An 18,904-nucleotide genomic window follows, 5' to 3' on the forward strand; every position below is an offset into this window, starting at 1 on the left:
GCACACCCTTCTCCGGCTTTGGCTTTTGAGCATTGCTCTTGTGCTGCACTCTCCAGCACATGCTGTTGCTAGCGAAGACTGGGCTCAATTTAAATCTGCATTTATTGAAAATGGCCGAGTGATCGATGTCGGTCAAAATGGTATCAGCCATACCGAGGGCCAAGGAATGGCATTGCTACTTGCAGTACAAAATAATGACCCGGCCGCCTTTGCCCAAATCTGGGCTTGGACACAACGCAATCTTCAAGTGCGTGATGATAAATTGTTTGCTTGGAGTTGGTCTCCACAGGTGGGTATTAATGATATGAATAACGCTAGCGATGGTGATTTATTTATTGCCTGGGCCTTATCGCGTGCATATCGTAAATGGAATGAGCCTAGTTATCTGTTTGCAGCCATTCAAGTGAGTCAATCTATTAGAGCTAAGCTTTTACGTAAAACCAGCAAAGGAACAGTTTTACTTCCTGGAGCAATGGGCTTTGAAAAGCCAGAAGGCCTAAAACTCAACCTTTCCCACTGGGTCTTCCCTGCTATTGCCGATCTCGCCTTGCTTGACCCGGCACCGGAATGGGAAGCATTAAGGGAAACAGGCTTACAACTCATTCAAGAAGCCCGCTTTGGTAAATGGCAACTGCCGCCTGATTGGTTGCAATTGGAGGGTGAGAGCATCAGCCCTGTAGATGGCGATCAATTTGGATACAACGCTGTTCGTATACCTCTTTACCTCATCTGGGGGCAGCAAGCCAGCCCCAACACGATTAAGCCCTTTCAAAACTTCTGGAGCTCTTTTGCTGGGAAACCGCTCTTACCAGCTTGGGTAAACGTGAATACTGGTGAAATGGCAACGTACAATGCATCTGCAGGCTTTTATAGTATTGCAGCCATAACGCTTGCTTACCCCAATGTAGATTCAACCCCATTACCCAGGTATAACCCGTCCCAAGGCTATTACTCTTCTATGCTTTCTTTATTTACCAACATGGCTTTAGGGGATCTCAAAAAGTAATATGGGAATTTGGAATTTCTATTTCATTATCAAAATAATCCTGTTCTATACAGGTTATGTTCATTTCCATTTTTTTGTTAATGCCGCTTTTGCACTATTTCTAATTTTTTCCCATGCTAATCCGACTTTGCTTCGAATTCGTAAATGGGTAGCGCTACCTATTGGTATTGTTATTCTGTATTTTGATAGTCCGCTGCCACCTCTGCGCAATATCATTCCTAAAATTAGCCAGTTACTCGATTTTAGTTATCAGTATTACCTTGAACTTTTAACCCGAATTTTTGATTGGCGAGTAATTGCCATCTTGCTGGGGCTCTATATTGTTTACTTCCTTCTTTCTAAGAAGATCAGAATGACCACCATTGCGTCATTAGCAATCATGAGCACCCTGCTTCCATTGGGGGCGACTATGCCTTCCTTAGCCTACGATGCTGATGGTCAAGTCATTGGCCTGCCCAGCGATACAGCGCTCACTGAATCGCTTGATGGCTTCTTTATTGAAGAAGCATCTCGCACCGCCTTCAACCGCTCACAAAAGGCTAGTGGTGCTCCGTTTGATGTCCTAGTCATAAATGTCTGCTCCCTGGCTTGGGACGACCTTAAATACATCAAAGAAGATAACAATCCGCTGTTCCAGCGCTTCCACTATTTGTTTACTAACTTTAATTCGGCCTCTTCTTATAGTGGGCCATCGATTATTCGCCTATTGCGCGGTAGTCGTGGACAACAGGACCAACGCGATTTATACAAGCCTGCCGTTGAAGATTCCCTGTTATTTAACAATCTCAATAAAACAGGCTTCCAAGTTCAGTTGGCCTTGAATCATGATGGTAAATACGGCGACCTCCTGAAGGAAATCCGCGATGAAGGTGGCATGTCTGCCCCGCTGTTTGATAACACGCAAGCCACCCCTTACTTAAGAGGTTTTGATGGCTCGCAGATTTATGATGACTACTCTGTGTTATCGAATTGGTGGGATGCCCGTATGAAGTCCCCTAATGAACGGGTCGCCCTTTTCTACAATACGATCTCATTGCATGATGGCAATCGTGCGCTGGATGGTGGCAAGCTAGAAAACAGTGTCGAGACCTACTCTCGCAGAGCACGCAAATTATTGAGTGATATTGATCGCTTTTATGCCAAGGTCAATAGCTCTGGCCGACAAGTGGTGATTGTGTTCATCCCTGAGCATGGTGCAGCGATTCGCAGAAACAAAAATGAGATCGTGGGTATGCGTGAAATCCCAAGCCCTAACGTGACCAATATTCCTGTGGGAATCATGTTTACTGGTAAAGCAGATGCCCCGGTGAAGACAAATATCATCGAACAGCCGACTAGCTACCTGGCTGCTTCCGACTTAATCTCCAAGTTTGTGGGTAAGGCACCTTTTGGTGCTAATAGTCCAAGTGCAGAGATTTATCTAAAAAACCTGCCGAGTACACGCTTTGTGGCTGAGAATGAAGATTCAGTGATTATGAAGTTTGGAGCCTCGTACTACTTCCGCTCCAACGACATCAATTGGAATTTATTCGAAACCAATAACTAAGGCTTCGGCTTGGCTGTAGACTCCGGCCATAGCGCAGGAATATCTACCACTTTATCAGTGCTGACTGAATTACCAAGTGCATCTAAATAAACAACCTCGCCATTGATCTCAATGGGATTCTTTTCTTGAGCAATCTTTCGAACTGCTTCTAAGTTAGCCTTAATGTCAGGGCTATGCGGATTTAAGCGATATGCTCTCTCCAGTAGGATGACTGCGGTAGAGATATCTTGCTCCTTCAATGCATAAAGTGCACGTTCATTGAGTTCTCCGAGAAGATAGGGATCAAACACAGGTGGACCACTCAAGGGTTGAGCACTCAGCATTGAGGATGCGACCATACCCATCACCAGAAGCAAGATAGAGGATGAGATGGTTTTGTTCATTATCTAAAATTCATTAAAAGCGGGACGTCGGGATTACCGGCTGTGTTTGCAAAGGTACAGGGTTTGGCGCAGTACCATCCAGTGCAATCCGGATGTACAGCACCAAACTATTTGGAGCATAGTAAGGCGAACGCTCTAACTTTAAGCGATTACCAACAAAGACTGATGGTGTGACTTGATATTCCCAAGCTGCTAAGAAAGAATAGGCGCTACCAGGTCCAGAGCTTCCTGAATACGTAGCGTTATTAGAGGCGGCTTGATATTCTGAATTGGTAGGAAAGTATGGTGCTGCATCGGTACGAGACCAGTTGGCTGATACCGAGCCACCAACAACATAAGAGAAGCGAGCGAAGCGCTGTGCATAATTTAAAGGAAGTGTTACAGAGCGATAGCTTTGCGGACTATAGTAACCACCCTGCCCATAAGTAAACTCTCCGGCATTTCTTTTAAAGCCCCAGAGCATACCCGTAAGACCGCTAGAGAGCTGACGATCCGTTTCATTGACGATACGCCAGTTCAGACCGGCCATAAATTGATTGTCACTATTACTCTGCACATTGGTACCCGTCAGGCTGCGCGCGCGATAGTAAGTCCATCCGCCTAAGGTACCACCCTGATCTAGGCTCAAGCCAACCGTTCCGCCAGTAGCAACCATACCGCCCCAAACGGAACCAGTCACAGGATCACGAGTACCAGCATAAGAAAGCAGGGTGCTAGTCATCGGGCGACGCGCTAACTCCAACGAGATGCCAACAGGACCCGCATCCAGCTTCTGCTTTACTCCACCAATCCAGTTTTGGGTGAGAAAGCCTAATGGGGTTGTACCAATATCTGCCTTAAAGTTTTGCTTCTCATAGCCAATGTTGAGAGCGGTGCCTGATGCAGATTGATTTGAGTAACCAGTTGGGCATTTTCCGGGTCCAGTTCCACCACCGCAAACGGTAGCCATAGTGCCAAAAGTACTTACTTGATATGCGTTACCCGCATCAATGGTGCCCGCATTAATATTGACTTGGTCTGCACGGAAAGTCATTCTTTCATCTGCGCGCATTGGCATCTTCCACTCAAGTGGAATCTCCGTTGCACGGTAATAAGACTGTCCTGGGGTGCCATTGAGAGATAAATAGTCGACAGCTGAATCAAGCCAATTAGTGCGCATGTCAATCATGTCGGCTATCTGTTTATATTGGTATGAGCTTCCTGATGCGACAGCTGAAGGCTCCAGGATTGGTGGTTCAATCTGGTATACAGAAACTCCCGAAACGCTTGCGACTGGCTTGAGCGTGGAAATACTATGGTAGCTAGAGAGTGGCACTGGGGATTGAATAAGCGCGCGTTGTTCAATATCGATTGCCTTATCCAGATACCCTTCTCTTCCTTGGATCTGACTATCCAAATACATCATCTTGTAATTATTGGGCTTTGCAGAAATCAGCGGATGTAGCTTTTCTTTAGCAACTTGAATATCGCCAGACCGAATGAATTGACCAATCGCCCTAAGCTCTGCTGCCTCTTGAAGATCAGCATAATCCTGCTTTTGACCTGGACTTAACTTTTGATTTGAGACCAGCGCCATCTCCTTTTGGAACGCCTCTGGCTGATCGTTATTCAGAAGAAAGTTTGCATAACGCAAATGCCATTCAACTGAAAGGTTTGGAGTGCTCTGCTCAATTTTCTGAAAAAGAGCGTTGGCTTGCTCCACTTTACCGATTTTGCCCCACATCAACGCAACCAAGGAAGAAAGATCGGGATCGTTGGATACCTCATCCTCAAGCACGCTTAGCTGGGCGATAGCCATTTCATGATTATCCTGGGCATTGAGTCGATTTATCTGAGTTAGTCGTAAATCAACCCAAACGCCTCTTTGGAAGCGCGTAATTTTAGGAGTACGTTCAGACGCTGGAATACGCTCCAAGATTTTGAGGGCTGGTTGATTTTGATCTAGGCCAGATAAGTACAAAGCATAGGCGTACAAACCTTCAATACTATTAGGGTGCGTTTTTAGAAAGGCATCAAATATTGCAATGCCTTCTTTAGGACGGTGCAGCTTTGCATATAAGCGCGCCAAATCTAAGCGCAGCCAAATCTCATCCTTGTCAAGCGCTATTGCCTGATTTAAAAGAACAATGGCTTTTTGGATGTCGCCCGCTTGAAGCGCTTGGCGAATATCAAAATCGAGTCGTATCTGAGTCAATTTCAGCTTATCACTTGGCGATAGCTGGGCTTTGGCAAGCTGCTGTAATACTGGACCTAGCTCATCATCACGCTGTAAGCGATTAAGAACATTGGCATATGTTAAGCGGAGAGATGTTGCATCAGAAGAGGGTTTAGCCAGCGCACTGCGCATCAGGCTTAAAGCTTCCTCAGTTTTATCTGCACTCAATAAGAATAGGACATTCGCATTAGTCATCTCGGGATCATTGGGGGCAAGTCGTAAGCCCTCTTTCATTACAACCAAACCTTTATCGACCGAGCCCAGACCCTCATAAACTCCAGCCAGCTGAAAGCGCAACCAAGGATTGAGTGGATCAAGCTTTAGTGCGCTCTGAAGATAGGGAATGGCGGCCTCACCCTGCCCTTTATTTACTATATCATCTGCCTGTGAACTCAAAATCTTGATACGCAAATAATCATATCCCTTACCAGCAGGGCTATTTGCAGGTGCCTGCGCATTAATTAATACCAGAGCATCATCTCGCCTACCAGTATTAATTAATAGCTGAACTAATCCCCGTAATGCAATCCCGTTATCAGATTCAATGGCTAAAGCTTCTCGGAATTGCTTTTCGGCCTCTTTGTTATTTCCTCGCTCAGCTTCAATAGTGCCCAATACAGCAATCCCTTCTGCACCCTGCGGCTCCAACTGAATGGCTGCGCGGATTTTCTCCATCGCCAAGGGGTAATTCTTCTTATCACGCGCATCTTCAGCCTGATGAATTTGACCCCAATATTGACTGGTGGATATCAGACTCTTCCACTTGCCACTGTTTTCAGGATTGAGCGCTAAGGCTTTCTGATAGTAAGCAACAGCTTCTTGATAATTACCTTGCCTCATCCGAATTAAGCCCATGCCACCCAATGCCAAATAATCCTTTGGCCTATCCTTGAGGGTATCCATGAGCGGTGCTTCTGCACCTACGATGTCACCTTTATCTAATAGATCCAAACCTACCTGACGACGTCTGAGCAAAGGATCGCTTGCAATACGTTTACGTTCTTCAAGCGCATCCTTCTCCAGAATCCAGCGACCGGTTATTTCTTGATTATGGGGATCTAACTTTAGATACTGCTCATAAAGGGGAATAAGTTCTGGGCCGATTTGTTGGGCATTGAGCACCTCTCTCCAAACTTGCAGCACCCGCTGCTTATCCACCTTGCGAACTTGATATGTCGCAGCCAAATTTTGAAACGCTAGGTCACGGGTTTCAGGCTTTGAGCCTAATAAAGCGTCTAAAGCTAAGGCGTATTGCAAGTTTTTAGGATCAGATTTAACCAAGCCCTCCAATCCTGAGCGCGCCTCATTCCAACCCCCAGGCAAGCTGGCAATAATTTTGTAATAACCAACCGCCAAATCACCTGCAGGCGGTCCGTTCGGGAACTTCTCTTTTAGAAATGCATTTGCCTCAGCTGACTTGCCACTCTTTTGCAGAATCGTAGCTTGGGTTAATACCCTTCTAGCCTCTGATATCTCCTGCCTGCTAAGGGTGCTATCCGAAGCATGGACAAGCTCAACCATGCCAACCGATGAGAGCAATGCAAAACTGAAGCAGAGATGAAGGGTTTTTATTTTCAAAGGCGTCATTTACCTAAGGACTTAGAGGATGCAAGTTTCTTGCGCTCTTCCGACAACTCACCAGTGAAAAAGAGATAAGACAGAATTCTTCTTAAATTCTGAATCGCCAATGAAAATACCATTTTGGATCCTTGGCCATAAACAAAGCTCACAATCTTGAAGAAATTACTGTTATCCACAATAAATTCGGCGCCCAAAATGACTTCATCGCCCTCTTTAATCACCCGACGAATGATGCAATCCATGCGATGCTGACCCCGTGTCACCCCAGAAACAAACACTTCAATTAGCTCATTGTCATCAATTAAAAATGGCAAAGTTACTTTAATGCCGATACCAGTTAAAGAAATATCAAATAACCAGCCTTCTAGAGTGGCATCTAGCTTAGGAAAATACACCGTCATCTTTTGACCAGCCTGCAGACGAGGAAAGGTTCTTGCGTGCTCATGATCTACCAACCCAATGGTGTAGACCACAAATAAATAGAATAGATAAATAGCCCAATTTGCTAGGCCAGTGATTGCATAAAACCAAACATAGGGGTTAAAAAGCATCACTATAAAAGTGCCTACGCTTTTTGTAATGTAAGCAAAATAGCCTGCAGAGTTTTCGCGTACTGCCCTTAAGCCTAGCTTTGTTAATAAATATAGCTGGAGTTTTGATTGCTTTAGCTCTGCGCTAGCATCCCAAATTTTCTGCCAACGACCGCTATCGCCGTAGACAAAGGCAATAGCCCCAGGACTGCCAATTTGCTCAGCGACAAACTGTGTTCCACAAAAGTAATGGTCCGCTTCTTTCTGCAAGCGAACGATCTTTGCCTTGAATAGATAGTTATTCCCATAACTATCATTCGCAGCTAATTGAATGGATTCACCAACCTTCAAATCTGTATTCAATGGCAAAGTGAAGCCGATACCACTCACAGAAAGATCCGCCAAATCTACTTCGATAGCAGGCAAGCTATTCTCACGAAGGACCGTGACTGTACCACCGCCACCGATTCGGTAATAGGCTCTGATTTGGCGTTTCTCCCAAAATGCACCCAGGGACATTAAGCCCAACCAAATATTGATGCAGCACCAAATTGCGGTAATCACGATATTGTCATGCCAAATCGGCTCGTAATGCCAGCGGAGGGCTGCAATCAGAATAGAAACGGCATTGATAGTTACCAAAATAAATAAAGGGAAGGCATCCCAGCTGAGCTGCTCTTTTTCCAACAAGAGTCCTTTAGGCGTTACTAAGAACTTTTGCTTCCAGGGGTTCAGGAGAACTGGCATGAGCTCTCGAATCATTCTGAAGCCTTTGACAGTCTCATAAATCTCAGAAAAGAAAATTTGTCGTGAGCCTGCAAAAAAATATGAGATGACTACCAAAATACTCAATGCATAGGGCACCGTAAAATCTACCATCTCATGCCAATTGGCTGCGTAGACATTTAACCCCAGGATCAAGAATGCCGATGGCGCCAGGAAGAAAATGTATCGTGCAAACCCAAACAACCATGAATAACATGATGAGAAATAAGCAAGACGTTGAGGCAAACTAAGTCCTCGCATAAACAAGGGGTTGTAATGCATCAAGACCTGGAGCATACCCTTGGCCCAACGTGAATGCTGAGTCAGATAGTCAGATGGGGTCTCTGGAGAAAGGCCGCAAACCATCGGTTTGTTGATGTAGCTACTGTTATATCCATGCGCATGGAGAATCAGCGAGGTCTCACAATCCTCTGTAATTGTCTTGATGGCAATGCCGCCAACTTCCATCAAGTAATGACGGCGCAATACTGCTGCAGAGCCACAGAAGAAGGCAGAGTTCCAAGAATTCATGGCGGGCTGAATTTTGCGATAAAACATCTCGCTCTCATCAGGGCGATTAGAGATTCCAGTAATAACATTATTCACTGGAGTTTCATTGATGAAGAAATGCGGCGTTTGGACCAAGAACATTTTGGGATCGCTTAAGAACTGCCCCACCGTGTTGTGCAAAATATCTTTGGTCGGTATTTGATCGCAATCTAATATTAAAATAAGCTCACCATTGCTATGCTGCAAGGCGTGATTAATATTTCCTGCCTTTGCTTTTTGATTGGTATCACGGGTGATGTATTGAACAGCTAGCTCTTTAGCTAGATTTCTTAAGCTGTAGTGACGTCTCCAAGCCTTTTCACCTGTTTCTTTGCTACGGCGCTTCGCATGTGTGCCGCCATCATCCAGGATATAAATATTGAGCTTATCTTTAGGGTACTGAATCTGGGTTGCTGCTGTCACTGTCATGCGAACAATGCTCTCAGACTCATCATAGGTAGGAATAAAGACATCTACAGAGGGATAAGAAGACTCATCTTCAGACAAAGGAATAATTTCACTCGACATGGGTGAGAAATTCACAAACATGTCCAATAGGAATAGGGTAAAACCATAGACCTCTGCCAAGAATAGTAGGGCAGTGCCAATGAAATCAAAGAAACCGGTATACGTTAGAGTATCGAAAATACGCCAAGCCATATAACGACAACTGACAAATAGCGCTAGAACAATGAATAAAGATCGCCAAGGCTGATTGCGGAAGTACTTCACCTTAGACATTAGGAAAATAATAAAAAACGAGCCCCATCCCAGGTAAAGCTGGCCGCCAAGGTTAAGAAGCTCCTCAGCGAAGTAAATCATGAGGCTAATGCCAATTGCAAACATGAGTAAGCTTGCAGTGATTCTAGAGTGACGATCGCGCAAAAACATTATCGATTCACAATCACAATGAACCACTCCCATAGGGCTCCATAGCCCACCGTTAGCAGTAGTACCCCAAAGAAGAGCAGTAAAACTCCGGCAACTAGCTTCAAACCAAAAGAACGTATAGGCTGAATTTCTAAATCGATTGCATTGGGATCTTTATGTAACTTTCCCGGATCAACTTCAGTGGGACTCCAAAAGACTTCATAAGCGTTTAGGACTCTATCCTCACCCGTTCTGAGTAACTGCCGTGTAAAGCGGCACAGAAGTGAATTTGGATTTTTTAGAGAATCATGCGTACCTTCAGATAGATAGAGCTCCCCTGCCCCAGCAGCTTCAGCAATAAAAGAGGCTAATTGTATAGAGCGCTCTTCTTCCTTTAGTCCAGTAAATGGGTTGATCAGGGCAACAATACCAATGGATGCTAAGCATATGGGAGCTAAATGATTTTTTGCATTTAAGGCATCCGCCTCTATTTGAATAGCCATAGCAGCTTGAGTTGCAAAGCTAACTTGTTGAAATGCATAAATCAACTTACCGCGGGACTCTTCAAATGCGGTTCCACGAAAATCTTTACATATCCTAGCAATCAGTTGCACTAATTTGTCACGAACAGTTTGATTAAATGCTTCATCCGATGAGTCGACATCGACCCTAGGAATAATATGTATATGAAAGGCGCTTAAGAAATTACTCATCAGAAAAACGGTGACAAGTAACGAATAAAGATGAGAACAATAGCCAACACAATAATCATTACTGCTGCCGCACCGAGATCTTTAATTTTTTTGATCTCGGGATGTTCTTCTGGAGTAATGTGATCACAGATCTTTTCAATCGCCGTATTGAGAGCCTCAACCGCCAACAACACGAGGGCCAAAACAGCAATTAATACCGTATAAACATTCGGGCGATAACAAAAAAAACCGATCGCAATCACCGCCAAGATTAACTCTCTCCGGGCGGCCTTTTGTAGGATGAGTTCTTTGGCGCCATCTACCGCATTGATGGTCGCATGAATTATGTTTCTCTTTTTTGGCATTACCGCAATATTTAATAGGACTAAAGTCCCTATTATGCGGCTATTAGCTCCAGACTTCAGTGCGGTTTCGGCCCTTAGATTTGGCCAGGTACATGGCTTTATCCGCTTTGAAGTAAAAAGACCTCAAAACCGACCCAGCCCTGGTGTCGCCACAGCTGATTGGGCTAAAACCCGCGACGCCAATGCTAATGGAGACAAAGACCTCCTTGCCATCTACAACGGCACTGGGTAAGGAAAATACTTTTTTACGGAGCCGCTCGGCGACCTCAAACGCAGCCTCAACACTATCTCCATGCAAAACAACGAAAAACTCTTCACCGCCTACGCGCCCAAAGATATCAATCGCGCGTAGTTCTTCCTGACAATTTTTTACAAGATTGGCCAGAACAGTGTCACCCAGTAGATGACCATACTCATCATTAATGTTTTTAAAATGATCGATATCCAACATCAAAAAGGCTACTGGGTCACGATTCCGAAAAGATCGCTCTATTTCTAATTCAGAGCGCGCAAAAACCTCTGATCGACTTAAGGCCTGAGTCAGAGAATCAAGCTTCGAACTGCGATCTAGAATGAAATTTTTGCCCTCTAAGTCGGAGATGATTTTCTTTACTTGAACAATGCCGAAAAAAATCAATAATGAAATAATGAGCGCTAAAAAAGCATCAAATGGGTTGTAATGTCCCTCGGCATAAAAAAGTAGGAGAGGGGATACTCTTCTGCCCACCATTAAGCCAAAAGCAAGAGCTAGTGAGCCACTAGCTAGGCGGTAAGATTTGGATTTAAAAAATAAGTTCAGTGCGTATACGGTTGCAGAAATTTGCGCAAGGACAGCTATTAGATAGGAGCCAACTACAATCTGCTGAATCATAATTACTGGGTATCGATGATAGATTGCAATTCATTGCTGTTGTCTAACAATTTCAATGAAGCCTCCACTACTTTGATATCTAGCTTAGTGCCTGCCTCGGCTTTGATTTCCTCTAGCGCAGCATTTAATCCTTTGGCTGCACGATATGGACGATGCGTTGCCATTGCCTCAATCGTATCGGCCACAGCTAGCACGCGTGCCTCTTCGCAGATCTCCTCACCCACCAGCTTATTAGGGTAGCCACTGCCATCTAAACGTTCATGATGCTGATGCACCATCTCAGCAATCGGCCATGGAAATGGAATATCCTTCAGAATCTGGTAACCAGCCTCTACATGCCCTTGCACCATTTGCATCTCTAGATCAGTCAAACGGGATGGCTTTGTCAAAATCTCCGATGGCACTGCCATCTTGCCAATATCATGAACCATGGCGGCCATATATAAGGCCTGTATGCGTTCATTGTCCCAGCCCAATTGACGAGCAATTGCCATTGAAATACTAGCAACTCTTTTTTGATGGCCCGCAGTATATGGATCACGCCACTCCATTGTTTTTGACATGGCTTCAATTGTTGCCCGTAAGGCTCCTGCCAAACGCTCTTGCGTCAATTCTTCTTCATGAATTTGGTCATCTAATTTATGTTGACGCTCAATTGAGCGAAGGCCAAAACCAATCTCTTGTGCAAGGCCTTCAAATAATTTAACTTCCGATGGGCCAAAACTATTAGGTAGCACTGAATAAACCAATAAGCATCCATAAGGCATTCCATGTTGACCATCTGGTATTGGGCACCCAATCACCGAACGAATGCCAAATTGTTTTGCTCGCTCACGCCAAGCAATAAATCCAGGATCTGTTTCACCATCAATCACTACATATGTTTTATTACTGCGAATAGATTTACCCGCAGGGCCACTTCCAGTGACTTCAGCCTCAGACCAGCTAACTAAGATATTTTCGATATAACCCATTGCAGGACCAGCAGCCCCCACTACCCTGACCGTTTTAAATTGATCATGAACAGCCTCGCCCACCCAGGCAAGCTTATAAGGCCCCTGCAATGCTATGGCATCACACACCTCTTGAATGAGCAACTCAGTGGATGTAGCGCGAGCTAAGGTTGCTGCGGCCTCTGAAAAGGCAGACAAAGCCCAACCACGTTTCTCCAGCTCCTCACGAACAGACAAATTGGGAGATAAGGCGTAGTCTTTTTTTAATCGCTTTGATTCCATGTTTTTATTATGACTCCAAATTGAGCGAAAAGGCCTTGCTACCAGGAAAAATAGGCTGTGTCTGAACAGTAAATTAACCGTCAAGGGAACATGAAAGACGACATTGAGAAGATTTATGGAAAACTAGTCGGTCTAGAAACGGAAGTTAGCCACTTACGTCAAGGCTATATCACTGTAAACGCCCGCTATGCTAATGCACTAGGGACACTTAAGATTCTGACTTCTAGCGCCTTAGAGGCTGCCAAGAGAGCGGCTATATCTGCAGAGAAAGCCTCCCTCTCCGCAACGAATTGTGCCAACGCAGCCAAGCTCGCTGCATCCAAAGCGATCGTTGATGCTGCGGATGCTGCAGCTCAAGCCGCTGCTGCATCTGCTGAAGCAGCGATTGAAGCAGCTGCCGCCGCCTCTGCAGCTGCCGCTGCTGCCGCAGCTGCTGTTGCCCATCACGCGGAAGAGTCATCAGTTCTGGCGTCCGCTGAGGCAGCAGAAGCCACTAAGCGTGCCGCTATCGCCGCAGCTGAAGCAGTCAAAATGTCTAACCTTGCCGCCGAATCAGCTAGATCAGCACGCATTACCAAAAAATAAGTCGCGCAGAAAGTAAAAAAGCTCCCATTGAGGAGCTTTTTTACTTTAATAATGTGGGGCGAACGACGGGGCTCGAACCCGCGACAACCAGAATCACAATCTGGGACTCTACCAACTGAGCTACGTCCGCCACTGAAGACTCAGATTATAGCTTTTTGCTCAAAATCCTGTCAAAAACACCCTTTTAAGCCCTGTTATTAGGCGCTTTCGAACTCAAAAGCTGCCCAATCCCCAAGGCATAGGCTCGTATCGATAAAGAAGTCCAAGATGGCGGCTTTGCTCTGAACTTTAGCCAAAGCGTGATGATCTGAGAGACGCTGACGCCAATACCGCGATCCCGCCCTGCCATGAGCTAAGCCGAGGATATGTCTTGTGAATGTACCGATATAAAAGGGTTTACCTTTGGTTTGGCACTCATCAAACCAAGCTTGAACTTGCTTCACTAAGGCAATCTGAATGCGATGCCACTCGGTTTCGCTAAATAGATAGCCAGCCGCATCACCGTCCGTGTTGATCATGTCATCCCAACCTAAGAGCAACGCCGGGAAATGATATGCAGCCCTACCCACCATGAAGCCATCAAAGTCATTCCAGTGGCCCGCAATTTGCTCATTGGTTTCGAGGCCGCCATTAAGCAATACTTTGAGATTCGGAAATTGCTTTTGTGCATCCAATCTCAGTTTGGCAGCAACTTCATAACGCAGTGGTGGTTTGCTACGATTCTCTTTGGGTGACAAACCTTTGAGCACCGCATTACGCGCATGGATGGTTACCTGACTAGCGCCTGCATCAGCAACAGCAAGAATAAAGTTCAGCGCAAATTGGTAATCAGCTTCAGAATTGGCAGCATCCATTGAATCCAAACCCAAGCGATGCTTTACGGAGATCGGAATATCGACTGCACCCTTCATAGAGCGTACACAGTCTGCAACTAAATTAGGCTCAGCCATTAAGCAAGCACCAAAAGCACCACGCTGCACCCGCTCTGAGGGGCAACCGCAGTTGAGATCGATTTCATCGTAGCCCCACTGCTGCGCCAGTTCGGCAGACTTTGCTAAGTCACTGGGCTCTGAGCCCCCTAATTGCAAAACGACGGGATGTTGCTCTTGTGAATAATCTAAATGACGTGGCACATCCCCGTGCATGAGCGCGCCAGAGGTGACCATTTCCGTATAAAGAATAGCCTCTTTAGTAAGCGTGCGATGAAAAGAACGGCAATGGCGGTCCGTCCACTCCATCATGGGAGCTACGGCAAGCCTTTTCTTTGTTTGATTTTCCACAGACACTTTTTATCAATAATTTATTACTGATTATTTTAGTTTGTTTTGGTTTAGGGGCCAATTAAACCTTCAGGATAATGGTAATCGCCCTAGATGTTATGTATCGCAGTGTAGTTTTTCTATTTCCAAGAAATGACTTTCCTCTAACTCGAAAGCATCAACAATAACTGGATCAAACTGGAGCCCCCTTAAAGAAAGAATTTCTTTAATTGCGAGTTCATATACCCACTTTTCCTTGTAAACCCTCTTGCTAACCAAGGCGTCGTATACATCAGCAATTGCCATAATTCTTGCTGCTAATGGTATGGCTTCTTCACTCAATCCTTTTGGGTATCCAGTACCGTCCCAATGCTCATGATGGCTTCCCGCAATTTTTATAGCCATCCCAATTACCTGATTGGTTCTTACAGACTGAAGATGGGCAGCGGACAAGACATTCACACCAATTGTGGTGTGAGTTTTCATCACCATCCATTCATCATCCGTCAATTTCCCGTTTTTTTGCAGAATAGTATCCGGAATTCCAACCTTACCCAGATCATGAAGTGAAGCTGCATTGAACATTAACTCAATAGTTTCCCTATTGATTTGATCAGGATATTTGCCCATCTCGAATAATCTAGTAGCAATAGCCCTCACATAATGCTGAGTTCTAATTACGTGATTGCCAGTTTCATTATCACGAGCAAGAGACAATGCATTTAAGCTGGTCAGCATTTGGTATTCCGTTTGGTGCGTTTCTTTAATGCTTGCCTCAAGTTCAGCAGATCTTTTGGCTTTTTCAAAATTCGCAATGACCAACTCATCAACCCGTTTAGTCTTTTCCTCATTAGCTATAACAAGCTCATCTGCACGCTTCACTTTTTCTTCGTTCTGATATAGCAATTCTTCATTAGCAACGACTAACTCATGCACCCGCTTAGCCTTCTCTTCACTTGCCAAGACAAGTTCGGCGGCGCGCTTTGCTTTTTCTTCATTTTGATGAAGTAACTCTTCATTAGCAACCACAAGTTCAGCTGCACGCTTTGCTTTTTCATCGCTCTCATACAGTAGCTCTTTATTTGCAACAACAAGCTCATGCAACCTCTTAGCTTTTTCATCATTAGCAATAACAAGTTCAGCTGCACGCTTTGCCTTTTCCTCATTTTGAAAGATTAGCTCTTTTAATCTTTTTTCTTTCTCATTATTTTGGTATGTCAATTCTTCATTAGCAATTACAAGTTCAGCTGCACGCTTTACTTTTTCTTCATTTTGAAAAATTAACTCGTTATTAACATCTATGAGTGCCTGAGCCTCTTTCTTTTGCGTTGTAATGTCGCGAATAATTTTAGAAAATCCAATAACTTTGCCATCCAAACTCATTACTGGGCAGGCTTTAATTGATACCGCTATGTGATGACCGCCTTTACCAACCCTCTCCGTTTCTAACTGATTAACCGTAACACCCTTAAGCATCTTTTTTAAAATATTGTCCTCTTCGTCCAATCTATTAGCGGGCATCAGAAATGCCATCGTTTGACCAATTACTTCTTGGGGAGTATAGGAAAAGATTTTTTCCGCCCCCGGGTTCCAGCTAGTAATTGTGCCCTGTAGGTCTAATCCAATAATTCCATCGTCGGCACTATTAACGATCGCCAATAATCTTGAAATTGCATCCCGCCCAAGAGCCTCTTGTGAGGGATCTATGGAAATTGTTGATGGGAGATCTGTGGTCATAAATTTATATTCGAATGAACTAGCATACAAATATATAAATACGTTTTAGAGGCGTCTGTGCGGTATCAGACTAACTAAATAAATACCATCCCTTTTTAACTCAAAAGTGAGTAGCATTTAACGCTATTTAAGGGGGTAAAAGGGGTCTTTGCTTTGTAACAATTGACCCGTCTTTTGGAATAAATAAGGGCAACCGAAGTTGCCCTTGACATAAGTCTATAAGCAAAACTTACTTTGATAGTTTTGCTTCTAATTCCACCGCAAGATCCAAAGCACCCATATAACCGGACTTCAGATGATTCGGTAGATCTGGATCGCCCACCATTGCACCTAAGGTTTCAACCAAACTGAATACCAAGCCTTTGGCAGCGCCAGCGGCAATCGTATTGTTTGCTACAGCTGCATCAATATGATTTACTGCATCTAGAAAATAATCATGTCCAGGGAGGCCATCTGGACCTAAAGATTCTTGAGTTTCTTTCATTTTCAATTTCCTTGATTCGTTTTTTAAATCATCTGATCTACTTTATAGAAAAACTTGCGTGCATAGGCAAGAATTTCTTTATCAGTAGGATGATCAACGGTTTCTACGCCAACAATTTTTTCTGCAATATTGGCATCATGTTTGTGCGCGTGCTTGATGAGCTCTAATTTTGCAGAGCCTGGACCAAGAATCAATATTTCTTTGGATTCGTTCACGGCATTGATAACTGAATGCAAATATTTGGAATCTAAAGCGACTCTGCCGCTACCGACTTCATTGGCTTTGTGATGCAAATGAGTGTGGGTACTTTTACTACGAATTACTTCGGCTTCGCTAGCCTCTTCGCTCAAGAACATTACGTGAGCTTCTTTATGGTCGATCCAAATTACCGCATGATTTAGTGACATATTCTTCCTATGATTAGTATTAACTACCCTTTCAGAATACTCCTGCAAGGCTTGGTAATTACTGGAAAATCATTACTAAAGGGCTTTTTGGGATTGATTTAAGTCAAATTGTTTGCATTAGTATTAAATTCGTATACTTAGACCATCCACATTTAAGCTCATTATGGCCATGTCACCCAATAAATACCTACCCATCCGATATATTCCATTTTCCCTCTGCATCCTGGGGGCCATTGTCAGCTTTGTCTCTTTACAGTTGCATCCACAGGCTTGGAATTTCTTCCTACTATTTGGCTTTTTATCATTCGTGGGCATGTATGACGTCTCACAAACCAAAGTAGCCATTCTTCGGAACTACCCTGTTATTGGTCATTTGCGTTTCATGCTTGAATTCATTCGACCTGAAATTCGCCAGTACTTTATCGAGGGCGACAATGATGAAACCCCTTTTTCAAAAGAGCAACGCACATTAGTCTACTCACGCGCTAAAGCTGTACCGGATCAAATTCCTTTTGGTACCACGCTGGATGTGATGGCTCCTGGCTACCAATGGATTAATCAATCATTAGCCCCTACCCGCTTACCTAGCCATGATTTTCGTGTCGAGATAGGTGGCAAGGATTGCAAACAGAAATATTCAGCCAGTATTTTCAATATCTCGGCAATGAGCTTTGGATCACTGAGTGCCAACGCTATTTTGGCTTTAAATCTTGGCGCTAAAAAAGGTAGCTTTGCTCACGACACCGGTGAAGGCTCCATCTCTCAATATCATCGCGTTCATGGTGGCGATCTCATTTGGGAAATTGGCTCTGGTTACTTTGGCTGCCGCAATACCGACGGCAGTTTTAATGAGAAAAAGTATGAAGAGAATGCTTTAGATCCTCAGGTGAAGATGATCGAGATCAAATTGAGTCAAGGTGCTAAGCCTGGTCATGGCGGCATCTTGCCAGGCTCTAAGGTGACGGCTGAAATAGCTGCGGCCCGTGGCGTTAAGGAAGGTGAAGCCTGCATCTCCCCTGCTTCGCATAGCGCCTTCTCGACACCGCTTGAGCTCATTTACTTTGTGAAGAAACTGCGCGACCTCTCAGGAGGCAAGCCAGTTGGCTTTAAGTTCTGCGTTGGTCACCCCTGGGAATGGTTTGGTATTGTCAAAGCCATGCTGGAGACTGGCATTCATCCAGACTTCATCGTAGTAGACGGCTCCGAAGGTGGAACTGGCGCATCCCCAGTGGAGTTTACTAATCACGTGGGCACACCACTGCAAGAAGGCCTGCGCCTGGTTCATAACACCCTAGTGGGTGTAAATCTACGAGATCAAATCAAAATTGGTTGCGCTGGCAAGATTATTAGCGCCTTTGATATGGCTGTGGCCTTTGCTTTAGGTGCCGATTGGTGCAATAGTGCACGCGGCTTCATGTTCTCTATTGGCTGTATTCAGGCTCAGGTTTGCAATACCGGCAACTGCCCTACTGGCGTCACCACACAGAATCCATTGCGCCAGAAAGCATTGGTAGTGCCGAATAAAGCTGAACGAGTCTTTAACTTTCATAACGAAACCCTCAAAACACTGAAAGAGCTGGTAGAGGCTGCTGGATTACATCACCCTGGTGAAATTGATGCTCCTCACATCATCCGGCGTATTAACAAGCATGAAGTACGCCTTCTATCCTTCCTACTGCCTGAGATGCCTGCTGGCCTGCTACTCAAGGCTGAGCACATAGATCCGAGTCTGAATTTGCCCAGAGTATTTGAGCTGTATTGGCATCGATCGCAAGCACAAAGCTTTTCTGCTCTGAAGGCTTAGGTTTATAGCATCTCTACAGA

General features: G+C 44.7%; 15 protein-coding genes and 1 tRNA gene. 4 read left to right on the forward strand and 12 right to left on the reverse strand.

The window, feature by feature from the left end; translation table 11 throughout:
- Positions 1 to 25 precede the first annotated feature (25 nt).
- Together VC188_RS05995 and bcsG are read left to right on the forward strand one after the other, a co-directional pair.
- The gene (locus VC188_RS05995; protein ID WP_323483352.1) at positions 26 to 1,006 is read left to right on the forward strand and encodes a glycosyl hydrolase family 8; all 981 of its coding nucleotides are present in this window, start codon (positions 26 to 28) and stop codon (positions 1,004 to 1,006) included.
- Between the two features lies 1 nt (position 1,007).
- Positions 1,008 to 2,552 carry a cellulose biosynthesis protein BcsG gene (gene bcsG / locus VC188_RS06000; RefSeq protein WP_323483353.1) on the forward strand — a complete coding sequence of 515 codons (1,545 nt, stop codon included), beginning with the start codon at positions 1,008 to 1,010 and terminating at the stop codon, positions 2,550 to 2,552.
- On the opposite strand, the gene VC188_RS06005 is transcribed toward bcsG, so the two are convergent.
- Genes VC188_RS06005 through VC188_RS06035 form a run of 7 tightly spaced genes read right to left on the reverse strand, consistent with a single transcriptional unit; the run spans position 2,549 to position 12,608 of the window.
- A complete protein-coding gene (locus tag VC188_RS06005; protein WP_323483354.1) occupies positions 2,549 to 2,935 on the reverse strand; it encodes a hypothetical protein in 387 nt (128 codons plus the stop codon). The two genes, bcsG and VC188_RS06005, sit on opposite strands and share 4 nt — an antisense overlap.
- Positions 2,936 to 2,948: 13 nt before the next feature.
- Positions 2,949 to 6,728, reverse strand: a complete 3,780-nt coding sequence (locus VC188_RS06010; protein WP_323483355.1) for a cellulose synthase subunit BcsC-related outer membrane protein — start codon at positions 6,726 to 6,728, stop codon at positions 2,949 to 2,951.
- Between the two features lie 5 nt (positions 6,729 to 6,733).
- Positions 6,734 to 9,466, reverse strand: coding sequence for a glycosyltransferase family 2 protein (locus VC188_RS06015; RefSeq protein ID WP_323483356.1), 2,733 nt, complete (start codon positions 9,464 to 9,466; stop codon positions 6,734 to 6,736).
- Entirely contained in the window at positions 9,466 to 10,158 is a 693-nt protein-coding gene (locus tag VC188_RS06020; protein WP_323483357.1) for a hypothetical protein, read from the reverse strand. Before VC188_RS06020 ends, VC188_RS06015 begins: the two co-directional genes overlap by 1 nt.
- Entirely contained in the window at positions 10,158 to 10,502 is a 345-nt protein-coding gene (locus VC188_RS06025; protein WP_323483358.1) for a diacylglycerol kinase, read from the reverse strand. The genes VC188_RS06020 and VC188_RS06025 overlap by 1 nt, the downstream gene beginning before the upstream one ends.
- A gap of 43 nt (positions 10,503 to 10,545) precedes the next feature.
- A complete protein-coding gene (locus VC188_RS06030; protein ID WP_323483359.1) occupies positions 10,546 to 11,373 on the reverse strand; it encodes a GGDEF domain-containing protein in 828 nt (275 codons plus the stop codon).
- Positions 11,374 to 11,375: 2 nt separating this feature from the next.
- Positions 11,376 to 12,608, reverse strand: coding sequence for an HD domain-containing phosphohydrolase (locus tag VC188_RS06035; protein WP_323483360.1), 1,233 nt, complete (start codon positions 12,606 to 12,608; stop codon positions 11,376 to 11,378).
- Between the two features lie 90 nt (positions 12,609 to 12,698).
- Here VC188_RS06035 and VC188_RS06040 point away from each other — a divergent pair, with 90 nt between their 5' ends.
- A complete protein-coding gene (locus VC188_RS06040; protein ID WP_323483361.1) occupies positions 12,699 to 13,193 on the forward strand; it encodes a hypothetical protein in 495 nt (164 codons plus the stop codon).
- A gap of 54 nt (positions 13,194 to 13,247) precedes the next feature.
- Here VC188_RS06040 and VC188_RS06045 read toward each other — a convergent pair.
- The 5 genes from VC188_RS06045 to VC188_RS06065 form a co-directional block, all read right to left on the reverse strand.
- Positions 13,248 to 13,323, reverse strand: a tRNA-His gene (locus tag VC188_RS06045).
- Positions 13,324 to 13,390: 67 nt separating this feature from the next.
- Positions 13,391 to 14,473 (reverse strand): tRNA dihydrouridine(20/20a) synthase DusA, encoded by a 1,083-nt coding sequence (dusA, locus tag VC188_RS06050; protein WP_323483362.1) that lies wholly within the window; start codon positions 14,471 to 14,473, stop codon positions 13,391 to 13,393.
- A gap of 96 nt (positions 14,474 to 14,569) precedes the next feature.
- Positions 14,570 to 16,189: an HD domain-containing phosphohydrolase gene (locus VC188_RS06055; RefSeq protein WP_323483363.1), complete on the reverse strand. Its 1,620-nt coding sequence runs from the start codon at positions 16,187 to 16,189 to the stop codon at positions 14,570 to 14,572.
- A gap of 229 nt (positions 16,190 to 16,418) precedes the next feature.
- Positions 16,419 to 16,673 carry a hypothetical protein gene (locus VC188_RS06060; RefSeq protein WP_323483364.1) on the reverse strand — a complete coding sequence of 85 codons (255 nt, stop codon included), beginning with the start codon at positions 16,671 to 16,673 and terminating at the stop codon, positions 16,419 to 16,421.
- A gap of 23 nt (positions 16,674 to 16,696) precedes the next feature.
- Positions 16,697 to 17,080: a translational machinery protein gene (locus tag VC188_RS06065; protein WP_323483365.1), complete on the reverse strand. Its 384-nt coding sequence runs from the start codon at positions 17,078 to 17,080 to the stop codon at positions 16,697 to 16,699.
- Between the two features lie 163 nt (positions 17,081 to 17,243).
- Between VC188_RS06065 and VC188_RS06070 the strand changes: the two genes are divergently transcribed.
- A complete protein-coding gene (locus VC188_RS06070; RefSeq protein WP_323483366.1) occupies positions 17,244 to 18,884 on the forward strand; it encodes an FMN-binding glutamate synthase family protein in 1,641 nt (546 codons plus the stop codon).
- Positions 18,885 to 18,904 lie beyond the last annotated feature (20 nt).

Origin of the sequence: Polynucleobacter sp. MG-28-Ekke-A2 (assembly GCF_035012985.1) — a bacterium.
Taxonomy (GTDB): domain Bacteria; phylum Pseudomonadota; class Gammaproteobacteria; order Burkholderiales; family Burkholderiaceae; genus Polynucleobacter.

Bases quoted from the DNA above. Each gene is read 5' to 3' on its own strand.
- VC188_RS06070 (WP_323483366.1), top strand. From the start codon at position 17,244: ATGGCCATGTCACCCAATAAATACCTACCCATCCGATATATTCCATTT.
- VC188_RS06040 (WP_323483361.1), top strand. From the start codon at position 12,699: ATGAAAGACGACATTGAGAAGATTTATGGAAAACTAGTCGGTCTAGAA.
- VC188_RS06065 (WP_323483365.1), bottom strand. From the start codon at position 17,080: ATGTCACTAAATCATGCGGTAATTTGGATCGACCATAAAGAAGCTCAC.
- VC188_RS06005 (WP_323483354.1), bottom strand. From the start codon at position 2,935: ATGAACAAAACCATCTCATCCTCTATCTTGCTTCTGGTGATGGGTATG.
- VC188_RS06055 (WP_323483363.1), bottom strand. From the start codon at position 16,189: ATGACCACAGATCTCCCATCAACAATTTCCATAGATCCCTCACAAGAG.
- VC188_RS06060 (WP_323483364.1), bottom strand. From the start codon at position 16,673: ATGAAAGAAACTCAAGAATCTTTAGGTCCAGATGGCCTCCCTGGACAT.
- VC188_RS06030 (WP_323483359.1), bottom strand. From the start codon at position 11,373: ATGATTCAGCAGATTGTAGTTGGCTCCTATCTAATAGCTGTCCTTGCG.
- VC188_RS06020 (WP_323483357.1), bottom strand. From the start codon at position 10,158: ATGAGTAATTTCTTAAGCGCCTTTCATATACATATTATTCCTAGGGTC.
- VC188_RS06015 (WP_323483356.1), bottom strand. From the start codon at position 9,466: ATGTTTTTGCGCGATCGTCACTCTAGAATCACTGCAAGCTTACTCATG.
- VC188_RS06025 (WP_323483358.1), bottom strand. From the start codon at position 10,502: ATGCCAAAAAAGAGAAACATAATTCATGCGACCATCAATGCGGTAGAT.
- bcsG (WP_323483353.1), top strand. From the start codon at position 1,008: ATGGGAATTTGGAATTTCTATTTCATTATCAAAATAATCCTGTTCTAT.
- VC188_RS06035 (WP_323483360.1), bottom strand. From the start codon at position 12,608: ATGGAATCAAAGCGATTAAAAAAAGACTACGCCTTATCTCCCAATTTG.